Annotated in this window: 11 protein-coding genes; 9 read left to right on the forward strand and 2 right to left on the reverse strand. The window is 51.1% G+C overall.

Annotation, left to right across the window (positions count from 1 at the left end):
- The first annotated feature begins 3 nt into the window (after positions 1-3).
- Both P1P86_10255 and P1P86_10260 read left to right on the forward strand, forming a co-directional pair.
- Complete coding sequence (locus P1P86_10255; GenBank protein MDF1575557.1) at positions 4-1185, forward strand: alpha/beta hydrolase-fold protein; 1182 nt, start codon at positions 4-6, stop codon at positions 1183-1185.
- A gap of 13 nt (positions 1186-1198) precedes the next feature.
- On the forward strand, positions 1199-2767 hold the full coding sequence (locus tag P1P86_10260) for a carboxylesterase family protein (GenBank protein ID MDF1575558.1): 1569 nt from the start codon (positions 1199-1201) through the stop codon (positions 2765-2767).
- A gap of 8 nt (positions 2768-2775) precedes the next feature.
- On the opposite strand, the gene P1P86_10265 is transcribed toward P1P86_10260, so the two are convergent.
- Together P1P86_10265 and P1P86_10270 are read right to left on the reverse strand one after the other, a co-directional pair.
- Positions 2776-3477: an NUDIX domain-containing protein gene (locus P1P86_10265; protein MDF1575559.1), complete on the reverse strand. Its 702-nt coding sequence runs from the start codon at positions 3475-3477 to the stop codon at positions 2776-2778.
- A gap of 22 nt (positions 3478-3499) precedes the next feature.
- Positions 3500-5122, reverse strand: a complete 1623-nt coding sequence (locus P1P86_10270) for a M20/M25/M40 family metallo-hydrolase (GenBank protein ID MDF1575560.1) — start codon at positions 5120-5122, stop codon at positions 3500-3502.
- A gap of 439 nt (positions 5123-5561) precedes the next feature.
- Here P1P86_10270 and P1P86_10275 point away from each other — a divergent pair, with 439 nt between their 5' ends.
- The 7 genes from P1P86_10275 to P1P86_10305 all read left to right on the forward strand — a co-directional run bounded on the left by P1P86_10275 (position 5562) and on the right by P1P86_10305 (position 13143).
- A complete protein-coding gene (locus tag P1P86_10275; GenBank protein MDF1575561.1) occupies positions 5562-5819 on the forward strand; it encodes a hypothetical protein in 258 nt (85 codons plus the stop codon).
- A gap of 11 nt (positions 5820-5830) precedes the next feature.
- Positions 5831-7234 (forward strand): hypothetical protein, encoded by a 1404-nt coding sequence (locus tag P1P86_10280; GenBank protein ID MDF1575562.1) that lies wholly within the window; start codon positions 5831-5833, stop codon positions 7232-7234.
- Between the two features lie 68 nt (positions 7235-7302).
- Positions 7303-8448, forward strand: coding sequence for an ATP-binding protein (locus P1P86_10285; GenBank protein ID MDF1575563.1), 1146 nt, complete (start codon positions 7303-7305; stop codon positions 8446-8448).
- 11 nt (positions 8449-8459) lie between these two features.
- Positions 8460-9551: a sigma-54 dependent transcriptional regulator gene (locus P1P86_10290; GenBank protein MDF1575564.1), complete on the forward strand. Its 1092-nt coding sequence runs from the start codon at positions 8460-8462 to the stop codon at positions 9549-9551.
- A 9-nt stretch (positions 9552-9560) separates the two neighbouring features.
- Positions 9561-9797 (forward strand): helix-turn-helix domain-containing protein, encoded by a 237-nt coding sequence (locus P1P86_10295; GenBank protein MDF1575565.1) that lies wholly within the window; start codon positions 9561-9563, stop codon positions 9795-9797.
- A 5-nt stretch (positions 9798-9802) separates the two neighbouring features.
- Positions 9803-10354: an archaemetzincin family Zn-dependent metalloprotease gene (locus P1P86_10300; GenBank protein MDF1575566.1), complete on the forward strand. Its 552-nt coding sequence runs from the start codon at positions 9803-9805 to the stop codon at positions 10352-10354.
- Between the two features lie 23 nt (positions 10355-10377).
- A complete protein-coding gene (locus tag P1P86_10305; GenBank protein ID MDF1575567.1) occupies positions 10378-13143 on the forward strand; it encodes a phosphoenolpyruvate carboxylase in 2766 nt (921 codons plus the stop codon).
- The last annotated feature ends 4 nt before the right edge of the window (positions 13144-13147 follow it).

Genomic DNA, 13147 nt, shown 5'->3' on the forward strand with positions numbered 1-13147 from the left:
ATTATGACAAACAAGAAACCACAACTGTTCATTGTACTGGGATTCATAGCCTCCCTGACCCTTCCTGCTGTTGGCCAGCAAGCCCTGTTTGGGGGCACCGATATTGTCTCGCCGGAAATTCATGAGGATCATTCGGTAAGCTTCAGGGTGCTGGCCCCGGCTGCCGGGGAAGTAAAACTGGTGGGCGACTGGATGCCTGCTGAGGGCTGGGTTCCCGGGTCGGTCGACATGAAAAAGGATGAGAACGGGCTCTGGAGCTATACCACAGAGTCCATGGAACCGGAACTCTATGGATATGCTTATATGATTGACGGGGTCCGGACCAACGATCCGAACAATGTTTTTGTAAGCCGTGATATTGCCACAAATACCAATATTCTGCTTATCGGGGGTGGACAGGCCGGTCTTTACCGGGTCAATGATGTTCCTCACGGATCGCTTACCCGGCGCTGGTATAATTCCCCGGGACTTGACATGACCCGACGTATCACCATCTATACCCCTCCCGCTTATGAAACAAGCCAGGAGTCTTATCCGGTGCTGTATCTGTTGCATGGTGCAGGAGGAGATGAGGAAGCCTGGATTGAACTGGGCCGGGCCACACAGATTCTGGATAATCTGATCGCGCAGGGTAAGGTGGAACCCATGATCGTTGTCATGCCCAATGGCAATGTATCCCAGCAGGCTGCTCCCGGTGAAGGAATCCGCGGCTATTACAAGCCTCAGTTTATGGAAGAGGGGACCATGAACGGCAGCTACGAAGCTTCCTTTATGGATATTATTAATTTTGTGGAGGGCAACTACCGGGTCAAAGCAGACATGGCACACAGGGCCATAGCCGGTTTATCCATGGGCGGTTTCCATTCCCTGCATATCTCCCGTTACTATCCCAATACCTTTGACTATGTCGGACTTTTTTCTGCTGCCATACTGCCCGGACAGGATATATGCTCAGAGGTGTATCAGGATATTGAAGGAACGCTGAAGGCCCAGATGGAAAATGGCTACAAATTGTACTGGATCGGGATCGGTAAAACGGATTTCCTGTACGGGAATGTGACCGAGTACAGGGAGAAGCTGGATGCTCTGGGAATGCCCTATACCTACCGGGAAAGTGAAGGGGGGCATATCTGGAAGAACTGGAGGGTCTATCTTTCTGAGTTTGCTCCGCTTTTGTTTAAATAGGAGGCACAGAAAGATGATGCACTTAAGGAACAATATGATTTGTCTGGTACTGGTCCTGCTACTGGGATCCTGTACCGGCAGACCTGCCGGAGTAGGCGAGCTGGTACATCTGCAGGAGGGGCAGATTAAAGGGGTAAGGGACTCCGGATCGGGAGTGATTTCTTATAAGGGAATTCCCTTTGCGGCTCCGCCTTTGGGCGAGCTGAGATGGAAAGCCCCTCAGAGAGTGGAAGCCTGGGAGGGAGTGCTGGAGTGTACTGATTTTGGTCCAAGTCCGGTACAGGGGCCCCCGGTGCCCTTTATGTTCTGGTCAGAGGAGTTCCTGATTCCCCCTGAACCGATCAGCGAAGACTGCCTCTATCTGAATGTATGGACCCGGGCGGAAAATGCCGGGGAGAAGCTTCCGGTTATCGTATATATCTACGGCGGAGGCTTTCGCTCCGGTGGGAGCGGATGTGCCATTTATGACGGAACTTCCATGGCATCCAGGGGAGTGGTTTTTGTAAGCATCAACTACCGGGTGGGACTATTTGGCTTTCTGGCCCACCCAGGCCTATCCGCCGAAACGGAATATGGCAGTTCGGGCAATTATGGCATCCTGGATATGATTGCCGCCCTGAAGTGGGTAAACAGGAATATTGAACGCTTTGGAGGAGATCCGGGAAATGTAACCATTGCCGGCCAATCGGCGGGTGCATTCGGAGTCAGTTACCTGACGGTTTCTCCTCTGGCCAAAGGACTTTTCCACAGGGCCATCGCCGAGAGCGGGGCTTCCTTTGTTTCCAGTCCGCTCCGGCCGCAAATGAATCTTCAGGATGCCGAAAAGCTGGGAGTTGAATTTGCTGAAAGTCTGGGGGCGAATTCCGTAGCTGATCTGAGAGCACTTCCTTCCGATTCTGTTCTGTCGGCACAGGGGGGGCTTCAATCGCCATATGTGGATGGATATGTAATACCGGAGGCAGTAATGGATGTCTATGCCGGAGGAAAACAGAATGATGTGCCAGTGATCATCGGGTGGAACAGGGACGACAGAATGTTATCACGGCCGCAGACGGCTGCTGTTTTCCGGGAACAGATCCGGGAAAGATTTGGTGCATCGGCAGATGATTTCTTAGCCGTTTATCCCAGTGATACCGAGGAAGAGGCTGCCCGGTCCCAGTTTGATATGAGCCGTGACCAGACCTTCGCGATCCAGGTCTATACCTGGGCCGGAATGCAGGCCCGGACCGGAAACTCTGAAGCCTGGGTGTACAATTTTAACAGGGCCCTGCCTGCTTACACTCCTGAAACAGCTTTCGGTGCATTCCATTCGGGTGAGATTGTCTATGCCTATGATAACCTGCATACACTGGACCGTCCCTGGGAGGCTGTTGATCATAAAATTGCCGGTCAGATGTCGGCATACTGGGTAAATTTTGCAAAGACCGGAAATCCGAACGGACCCGGTCTGCCCGCATGGGATCCCTACGATGCGGTGAAGGAGCAGCTCCTGGTACTGGATCGTATTACCGGGCAACAAACTCTGCCCGACCGTGCAAAACTGGGTTTCTGGAAAGCCTGGTATGCCCGGGAAGCGGGGTAAGATTTACCTTACTTCTTAAAACTGTAAAGATAAGGAGCCTTGTGAGCTTCCCCGGAATACCTCTTTTCATGTCTGTCCAGGATCTCCAGACTCAGCATTTTGCGCTGAAAGGAGGTTCGCCTGAGTTTCTTCTCCAGGATCGCTTCATGCACCTCCTGCAGTTCCTTCATGGTAAATTTTTCAGGAAGCAGGTTCACTCCGATCAGTTTACGGTCCAGGTTATTCCGTAGGGTTTGCAGGGCCATGGACACGATCTCATTATGATCCAGCATCAGGGGGGGGAGCCTGTGAATGTGATACCAATCGATGGAATCGGATAGAGAATCGGGTTTTGGATCCACGTTCTTGTAGTTTATCAGGGCATAATAGGCGATGGAGAAATACCGGTCGAGCATCCAGTGCGTGGGCCCGGGATGCAATCCCCGGGCTTCCAGGATATCCCTCATGGTACCCGGATCGTGCCGCCGGAGGCTGCCAAAGGTATGAAACTGTTCCAGGTAGATGTTGCTGAGCCCGGTTCGTTCCCCGACTCCCCGCTCCACTGCGGCGGAGAGATCCTCATCGCGCCGTACAAATCCGCCTGGCAATGCATAGTGGCCGGTATGGTGGTATTTCATCACCAGGATCTTTAACTCCTTCCCGGAGAATCCGAAGATAACGGAGTCGTAGGCAATATGCGATAAGTACTCCTTTTCGGAAGGTAGTCTCATACGGGTAATGCTTTCATCTTTGTTATTGGGTTTCGCCGGGTCCCCAATCCGTATTGGCCAGGTCCCAGATGTTTAGGTAGCCCAGCTTGATTATCCGGATCATCTTATCCCAGTTAACCAGCTTGATATGGTCGTCAGGCTCGTGGTACTCGGGAGGAAAGCCTGCCATAAAGTACATGATGGGTATTTCCTTCTGAGAGAAGGAGGAATGGTCGCTGCCACCCCGAGGACGTTCGGAGGCTCTGAACTCCACATCCAGATTCAGCTGGTATTCCTCCAGGTTCTTTTCTGTCAGATCTTTCAATACCTGGTAGGCCTTGGTGTAGGTCATGTGGTAGTTGAGGTTCAGGATCATCCTGGCATCGTTATAGGGATGATCGGCAAAGTACCTGGATCCGAGCAGTCCTTTCTCTTCACCGGTCCATGCACAGAATACGATGGTTTTTTCGGGTTTTACGCCCGTGGCCATGCATGCTTTGGCGATGCTCATCACGCCCACCGTGCCGGAGGCGTTGTCGTCGGCTCCGTTCCAGATCCAGCCGTCATGGATGCCCAGATGATCGTAATGTGCTCCGATCACAATGATCCCGGTCGTATCTTTTCCCGGAAGAACACCCACTACATTTCTGGCCCGGATTATTCTGGAATCCACGGTAGTCTTTATCAGGAGTTTTTTCCCGGCAAGTACTGCGGACTCGGGTTTCAGGGAGTTTTTCACCTTTTCCTGGAAGGCGTCCGGATCCACCCCGGAACCTTTGATTAGTTCACTCAACAGTCTCCCGGAAACCGTAATAAGAATGGCACTGCTGCTTCGTTCATTTCCGGGGAGGCTGATGCGTGTCTCATAATAGGAGGCCCTTGGTTTCACCCCTTCAAAGTTCCCCGAATTCACCCGGAAGGGTAAGTTCGCGGCCCAGGATCCGGGGATATCGCTTCCCGGGTCCACCTCAATAACGGCAGCCGCTCCCAGCTCGGAAGCACGTTCATTTTTCGCACGCATCAGGGCATATATGCCCCGGCCCCAGTTAGTCGAGAAGGTATCATATGCTTTTGAGCTTTTGTCTCTGTGACCCGGGTAACCCGATAACCTCAGGATGATTTTATCTTTTACATCTACATCCTTAAAATCATCATAATTGTTTTTTTTATCGGTGAGGCCATAGCCCACAAAGACGATGGACGATTCCAGCTCGGCAGAGACTCCGGAGGCCTGTACGGAAAAGTCAGTTTTATAAGTAAAGTTAAGGGTACGCGTACCTCCTGCAGTGGTTTCGGTCAGGGACAATTCATTCTTATCACTGGCCCTTGTTTCCACCAGGTTCATATTCTGGAAGAAGGTTCTGTATGATAAGGGGCGCTGTCCTTCCATTCGCTCAGCCCGGGTTGGCCTTTCGGTTTCCATATCTCCTCCGGGTTGCAGCCCGTAAACCTGAAAGAGACTGGCAATGTAATCGGCCGCCATATAAGCTCCTGCCTGTCCGACAGCTCTTCCCTCGGTCCAGTCGGAGGCCAGAAACTCCAGCTGGCCATTCACTGCCTGGCGGGTAATGGCATCGAGCCCTTTCTGTTTGGTATTCTGCGCGTAAACAGGATGGAGAAGTGTGGCTGTGCTAAGTATCAGGAAAAGATGTGTTTTTCTGTACATAAGATCTGTCTTGTGGGATTGAAAGCTTGCAGAGAGTGAAATTAATTGAAAAATGCTTTTATGCACGACCTGAGAGTTGCCCCAGTGTGAATTCATACTTATTTAGAATAAGTCTTAAGTAATAAATGTATCGATTCAATCTCCGGTTGTTTTCCATTTATAAGCACTACTAAAACAAGGGGTTTTGCAACATGCTGCCGAATAAATACACACGTGGTGAAATATACAACACATCTCGTAAAATGCAGCAAGAGAGATCATTCACACCCTCTTCTTTCAGACAGTGTTGAATAATGCCACAGTCCTGCAGGAGTCCGGGTCTTCCATATATTCGCTTAACAAATTGATAAACAGGTATTAAGACTGTTATGGCATGTTGTTTGGTGCAGGTATTTGAGCCGCAAGGCACCGTTCAATTCAAATTTAAAACTGACAGGCAATGAAAGCTGCAAAAACAAAGAGAATCCTGATGATGATGTTTTTTTTCGCCATCACATCGGTCCTGGTAGCACAGGAGGAAATAGCAACAACCGGCAATAGTGAACTACAGGTGGTGTGTAGCCCCCAACTTGAAAGTCTTGCCAAACAGCTGACGAATGATTATATGAAGGAAAACCAGGAGATCCGGATAGAAGTCAGGGCGATTCCCGGAACTGAAGTCCGGGGAGCGCTGAAGGAGGAAGTATTGCGCTGGTAAACAAAGAATATATGAACGGAAAGGATGAGGAGCAGAGTTTTGCTCTGGTGGTAGGACGCGAGGCTATCATTCCGATCATGAATGCCCGGCACCCGCAAAGGGATCTGATTATGAAGCAGGGCATTTCTCCTGAACAGTTCAGAAATATCTATACCGGCCAGGGAACAATGACCTGGGGGGAGGTACTGGGTAGTACAGATGCCAGTGAGGTACATGTATTTGTGCCCGGTGAAACCACTTCCGCAGCTTACCTCGCTGAATTTTTAGGCAGCGGGTCCGGCGCATGGAACGGTACAGCGATCATCGAGCCTCATGAGATGCTGAACCGGATCGGAAACGATCCCCAGGCCATTGGATTCTGCAGTCTGGCATCTTTGATGCAATCGGGGAATGGAGAAGTGGACAGCCGTATCGGACTGGTACCGGTGGATGCTGACGGAGATGGAAGTATAGGAGCCTTTGAGGATATTTACCGCTCCGGGTCCATGTTGTCCCATGCGATTTTTGTGGGGCGCTTTCCCCGGAGCCTTTACAGCCGTATTTATGCCCTGACGGAAAAACAACCGGGTTCTGCCGCGGAGATGAATTTTTTGGAATGGCTGGTTAACGGGGGACAGGAGACCCTGGCTATGGCCGGTATTCTGGAGCTTGGTTTCGGGGAACGCAATTCCCGGATGGAACAATTGTCGGGTCATGAGCCCTTAATTGTCAATGTGCCGTCACAATCCTCACCAGCCTTGGTATACCTGGCAGTAGCCGGATTTCTTATCCTGCTGGGGACGCTGGTATTTCTGTTGACCGGGATCAGGGGAAGAAAAGGCCTGGCTCCGGAAGAGGGAACTTTTCAGGAATCCGGGTCCAAAGCTTTTCCCGGCGGACTCTTTTTCCACCGGTCGCATACCTGGGCTTTCATGGAGAAAAGTGGCAGGGTAAGGATTGGAGTCGACGGATTTCTGCCGAAGGTAACCGGACCGGTAACCCGGGTGGTCATGAAGCAGCCGGGGGAACAAATCAGATGCGGGGAGCACTTTATTACCCTGATCCAGAACGGGAAGCGACTGGAGATCGAAGCCCCTGTATCTGGCATAATCACCGAGCAGAATGAGGAGCTGCTTCATGATGCATCTCTGCTGAACAGCCATACCTATTCCGAAGGCTGGATCTTGATGGTGGAGCCGCAGAACTGGATCTCTGAAATGAAGTCCTATTTCATGGGCCCGTCCTATTCCGACTGGCTGCAAAAAGAAGGGGTCAGACTCAAAGATTTCTTTGCCTCAGTCCTGAAGCCGGAGAAAAATATGGAACCCGGGCTGGTCATGCAGGATGGCGGGGAGATCAAAGAAGGAGTGCTGGAATCCTTCGGCCCTCGAGTTTGGGAGGAGTTTCAGGAAGGCTTCATTAATCCCAAAAAATAAGCAATCACTCAAGGCCCGGACCTGCTGTCCGGGCCTTAATCAATATTCATCCTACTAATCTTATAAATATGGCTATTAACAGACGTAATTTTTTCAGGGCTTTAGGGATCACCGGGGTGGCACTTGGAACAGGCAAAGAGCTGAATGCCGTTCCTGAGAAAGGAGCTGAAACAGAGTTTTATGGAATTCTTTACGACTCGACCCGTTGTGTGGGATGTCAGAGTTGTGAACTGGCCTGCGTCATGGCTCAAGGTCTTCCTGAACCCGATCCGGAGGATTATCCCATGCCCGGGACCATACGGAAGACCAATGAAAACAGGCGTACAGTAATCAATGCCTACGAACATGCGGAGCTGGGAGAGATTTATGTAAAGAGCCAGTGTATGCACTGCAATACCCCGGCCTGTGCTTCGGCCTGTCTTACTCAGGCCATGCACAAGACCGTGGAAGGGCCTGTGATCTGGCGCGACCGAAAGTGTATGGGCTGCCGCTATTGCATGGTATCCTGCCCCTTTGATGTTCCAAAATTTGAATATTTCAGTTCCAACCCGGATATCGTGAAATGCGATATGTGCTTCGACCGCCTGCAGGAAGGCCAGTTGCCGGCATGTGTAAGCGATTGTCCGGCTGAGGCACTTACCTCCGGTACCCGCAGGGAACTGATTGCTGAAGCACGCCGCCGGATCCATGAGAATCCCGACCTCTATTACGATGGCATCTACGGCGAAGATGAGGCAGGAGGAACGGGATACCTGTACCTGTCGCCGGTTCACCTGCATAAACTGCTGGAGGAGACCTACCGTTTAATGACCCATTCCATCAAAATAGCCGATATCAGTTTTCTGAGGGATTTCAAAGCAGGAAACGACCGCGTGCTCTGTAGTCCGAACCAGATAAAGCAGGCCTGTGTGGCCCTGTTGGTAAATGCTTCAGAGGCCATCCAGTACCGGGGTGAAATTATCATTCGTACCACAAATCCGGATAAGCAGCATATCACCATCAGTGTGATAGATAATGGTACGGGAATTTCCAAAGAAGATATGCCACATATCTTTGAACCTTTCTTCTCCACCAAGAGAGATACCAGCGGGATAGGGCTGGGGCTCTCTATCGTGCATGGTATCGTGGAGAACCACAAGGGGCAGATCGAGGTGAAAACTGAGCCCGGCCAGGGAACAACTATTGAAATTACGCTTTCTCTTACGGAAGTCTAAAAGATAAAATCATGTCAAACCTAGTATCCATTCTGATAGTCGACGATGAAGAATCTGTGAGGGATTCCCTTTATAACTGGTTTATTGATGATGGTTACCATGTCGAATGTGCCGAAAATGCCAAGAAGGCACTATCGCTTCTGAATGAAAAGGAGTTTGATATTGTGCTTGGTGATATTAAAATGCCGGGGATGGATGGTATGGAAATGCACCGCCGGATCCGGGCTCTTCCACATGTTCCCATTGTGATCATTATGACGGCTTTTGCAGCTGTTGATACGGCCGTTCAGGCATTGAAGGAGGGGGCCTTTGATTATGTGACCAAACCTTTTGACCCGGACGATCTTTCTCATCTGATCCGCAACGCAGCCACTCAGGTGGCGCTCAGGGCTGAGAATGAAAACCTGAAGGAGCGTGTGACCACCCTGGTGGATGTGGAGGATATTGTAGGGGAAAGTGAAGTACTGAAGAAAGTGTTGAAGGAGGTGGAAAAGGTGGCGCCGGCCGATTCATCGGTGATCATATTCGGCGAAAGCAATACAGGAAAGGAGCTGGTAGCCAGGGCCATTCATTCGAATTCCCCCAGGAAGTATTTTCCGTTGATCAGTGTGCACTGTGGAGCTCTTTCTGAAAGCCTTCTGGAAAGTGAACTTTTCGGACATGAGAAAGGAGCCTTTACAGGGGCGGCCTTCAACCGCAAAGGGCGCTTTGAAATGGCCGACGGAGGAACCATCTTCCTGGATGAAATCGGGACCATCTCCTCCAAGATGCAGGTGGAATTGTTGCGGGTCCTTGAATCCAAGACTTTTGTCCGGGTAGGTGGAAATAAGGAGATCGCCTCCGACTTCAGGGTGATCTGTGCCACCAACCGGGACCTCAAGGAAATGGTTAATAAGGGAACCTTTCGTGAAGATTTGTACTACCGGCTCAATGTGGTGAATATCAAAATTCCGCCCCTGCGTGACCGGCCCGGAGATATCCCCGGACTGGTGAACCATTTTATCAAGAAGTACTGTACCTCCATGAGCAGGGATATGATCTCCATCGATCCGGCGGCCCTGAAACACCTCGAATCCTTCGAGTATCCCGGGAATGTCCGTTAACTGGAGAACATGATCGAACGTTCTATTGTTGTGGGAGATGGTAATGTGATCAAGCTCAGGGATCTGCCCATGGGCAGGGAGGTGATCAGCTCCTCCATTGAGAGCCTGGAGGACCTGGAGAAGAAGCATATTGCCAAGATCCTGGAGAAATACAGCTGGAATATTTCCCGTACGGCCAAAGCCCTGAGCGTGGACCGGGCAACCCTGTATAACAAGATTAAAAAATACAATCTTAATCAGGACTGATCCGATTGGAGACCGGGAGCATTATACTGGTGTCGTGCGGACTTTTCGAGAAAAAACTGACCGGAAAGGTCGCTGCGGATGTTTCACGGGAGTTTCATTATCCCGTGGGACTGAAAGATTGCAGTCTCGATATCAGCCACTTCTATAATCCGGGACGCCGTCAGTATGATGCCAACAAATTGCTAAAGATGATCACCCAGCGGGCTCCAGCCAATGCGGTGAAGGTCATTGGCATGGTGCGGGTGGATCTCTACATCCCCATCCTTACTTATATTTTCGGCCAGGCAAGCCTGGGAGGGTATACCGGTCTTGCTTCGCTTTATCGCCTGCGTAATGAACACTACGGACTGGAACCGGACTATGATTTATTGATTGACCGATTCAGTAAGGTGATCATTCATGAGCTGGGGCACAGCTTTGGCCTGATCCATTGCAGCAATCCGGTCTGTGTAATGCGTTCCAGTACTTACGTGGAGGACCTGGATCAGAAGAATAAACATTTCTGTTATCGTTGCAGAGCAGAGGTGAACAGGATTGAGGGAATATTGAACTACTGATCCGGGTACTTGTTATAGAAGATATGAGATCCCGATATACGGAAATTAAGGAGCTGTTGGGTAAACCATACCGCGATCTGGAATTCTTGCTTCAATGTCTGGCCGGGGTTCTGGAGGAGAACGGAGAAGCAGATCTGGCCAGGCAGATTCCCTGGCTCTCAGGCAGGGCTCCGGATTTTTCAAGCCCCCATAAACATAAGGTTCTCCGCCTTTATTCCATTGCCTTTCAGTTGCTTAATCTCTGTGAGGTAAACGGGGCCGTTCAGAGCAGGCGGCGTAAACATGATGAGTTGGGACTCGATAGCGTGAACGGATTATGGGGCAGTGTATTCTCCGAGCTGAAAAAACTCGGGGTAAAAGAGACGGTCCTTCTGGATATTTTCGCTGAAGTTGAAGTAGAACCAGTGCTTACGGCTCACCCTACTGAGGCCAAACGACCCGTTGTTCTCGCGCTTTACCGTCAGCTTTATCTGTTGATGGTAAAAAGGGAGAATTCCATGTACAATAAATATGAACAGGAGGAGGTGAAACACGATATCCGGAGAATCCTCCATAAGCTCTGGTTTATCGGGGAGATTTTTATCGAAAAACCTGCCCTGGAGTCCGAATTGGAGAATGTTCTGCACTATTTCTACAAGGTTTTTCCAGAAGTGCTTCCCATGCTTGACTACAGGCTGCAACAGGCCTGGAAAGAGGCAGGATACGATCCCGCCTCGGTGCAGGACAGCAGACACTTTCCTGCCATAAGCTTTGGTAACTGGGTGGGCGGGGACAGGGATGGGCACCCGCTGGTTACCGCGGAAGTTACAAGCCAGGCACTGAAAGCCTTCAGGGTTCATGCCATGAAACTGGTACTGGCCCGTCTGGATGAACTCTCCCACAGGGTGAGTATCTATTGCGAACCCGCTTGTCTGAGCCCTGAATTCAGCCGGAGACTGAATGAACTTGAAAAGGAATTGTCGCCCGGCTCTCTTATCCCCCATCCCGAGCCATTCAGGCATTATGTCCGCTTGTTAAAGCTTAAGCTTCCTGTGACTGAACAGCCGGGAGGGGGTGTCGACCTGGCCGACAGGCCCTTTTCCTACCACCATTCGGATGAGCTGGTCCGGGACCTGAACTTACTGAAATCTGCCCTGCTTAGTTTTGGGGCCGGTTTCCTGGCTCAGGATGATGTTCAGCAGGTCGTCCGGCACCTGGAGATTTTCGGATTTCACCTGGCACGTCTGGACATCAGGCAAAACAGCCACTACTATGAAGAGGCCCTGACAGATATTATCAGAAGCGGTATTCCGGAGCAGTATAAAGAGCTGTCGGGAAAGAAGGGATGGCTTGTATCGTTCATTTTTTCCGAGCTGGAACAGAACCGGCCCTTTAATGCGCGAACGGAGTTCCTTCCTTCCGATCAGGCCAGGGAGGCCGTGGAGGTTTTTCACTCCCTCCGCAGGCATATCCGGAGTTATTCCGAAAGGGCACTGGGCTCACTGATAGTGAGCATGACCCGCAGCGTGACAGATTTATTCACGGTGTTCCTGCTGGCCAGAGAGGCCGGTTTCTCCCGCTTGACTCCGGGGGGACTGGTTTGTCCTGTTCCGGTGGTACCCCTCTTTGAGACCATTACGGACCTGGAAGCGGCACCCGGAATCCTGGACCAGTTTCTTTCACACAAGATGACCAGAAACAGCCTGGAATATGTCAGGGAAAAACGTAAATGGAACCTTCCGGTGCAGGAAGTGATGATCGGATACAGCGACAGTAACAAGGACGGGGGAATCCTGGCCAGCACCTGGCACCTTTACGATGCCCAGGTGAAACTGGAGGCAGTCGGAAGGAAACACGGGGTTAAGATCCGTTTTTTCCATGGCAAGGGAGGAACAATCAGCCGGGGAGCCGGTCCTACCCACTGGTTTCTGAAATCGCTGCCGCCCGGCACCCTGAACGGACAGCTGAGGATTACCGAGCAGGGAGAGACCATTGAACGTAAGTATGCCAATAAAGTAAATGCGGCATATAACCTGGAGTTGCTGTTGGCAGGTACGGCCTATCAGACCATTCTCAATCACCTGAAACAGGCGGAGAATGCTCCTGACCGAAGCACCCTCTTTTCCTATATGGCAAAGGAGAGCTACAAAGCCTTTAAGCAACTGACTTTGCATCCCTCCTTTATCAGTTTTTATGAACAGGCTACTCCCATTGATGTGATCGAATCAAGCAAGATCGGATCGCGTCCGTCCCGCCGCAGGGGAAAACGAAGCCTGGAGGATCTGCGTGCCATTCCCTGGGTTTTCAGCTGGACCCAGTCCAGGATGAACGTCTCCAGCTGGTATGGGGTGGGATCCACCCTGCTGAAGATGAAAACGGAGGAGCAGGAGAAATACGCCCTCCTGAAGGAGCTTGTAAAAACGGATGATTTTGTCAGGTATGTACTCACCAATGTGGACACCAGCCTGGCTGCCACCGATGAGGACATCATGAGCATGTATGCCCAACTGGTTGAAAAGGAACAGGTCAGGGCTGATATCCTGGGTATGCTGCTGAAGGAACTGGCCCTGACCCGGGAAATGATGCTTGATCTTCTGCATACCCCCATCTCCGAGCGCAGGGTCAATCATCACCTTTCCACCCGCTTAAGAGCCGAAGCGCTGCTCCCGCTTCACCAGGAACAGGTAAACTTGCTGAGACTCTGGAGACAGGCGCAGAAGGAAGGGGAGAAGGGCCGGGCCGATCAATTGCTGCAGGACCTTCTTTTGAGTGTGAATGCTATTGCCAGTGCCATGGGGACTACCGGATGAGGCT

The organism is Bacteroidales bacterium (assembly GCA_029210725.1).
GTDB lineage: Bacteria > Bacteroidota > Bacteroidia > Bacteroidales.

Bases quoted from the DNA above. Each gene is read 5' to 3' on its own strand.
- P1P86_10270 (MDF1575560.1), bottom strand. From the start codon at position 5,122: ATGTACAGAAAAACACATCTTTTCCTGATACTTAGCACAGCCACACTT.
- P1P86_10280 (MDF1575562.1), top strand. From the start codon at position 5,831: ATGAACGGAAAGGATGAGGAGCAGAGTTTTGCTCTGGTGGTAGGACGC.
- P1P86_10295 (MDF1575565.1), top strand. From the start codon at position 9,561: ATGATCGAACGTTCTATTGTTGTGGGAGATGGTAATGTGATCAAGCTC.
- P1P86_10265 (MDF1575559.1), bottom strand. From the start codon at position 3,477: ATGAGACTACCTTCCGAAAAGGAGTACTTATCGCATATTGCCTACGAC.
- P1P86_10285 (MDF1575563.1), top strand. From the start codon at position 7,303: ATGGCTATTAACAGACGTAATTTTTTCAGGGCTTTAGGGATCACCGGG.
- P1P86_10255 (MDF1575557.1), top strand. From the start codon at position 4: ATGACAAACAAGAAACCACAACTGTTCATTGTACTGGGATTCATAGCC.
- P1P86_10260 (MDF1575558.1), top strand. From the start codon at position 1,199: ATGATGCACTTAAGGAACAATATGATTTGTCTGGTACTGGTCCTGCTA.
- P1P86_10275 (MDF1575561.1), top strand. From the start codon at position 5,562: ATGAAAGCTGCAAAAACAAAGAGAATCCTGATGATGATGTTTTTTTTC.
- P1P86_10305 (MDF1575567.1), top strand. From the start codon at position 10,378: ATGAGATCCCGATATACGGAAATTAAGGAGCTGTTGGGTAAACCATAC.
- P1P86_10290 (MDF1575564.1), top strand. From the start codon at position 8,460: ATGTCAAACCTAGTATCCATTCTGATAGTCGACGATGAAGAATCTGTG.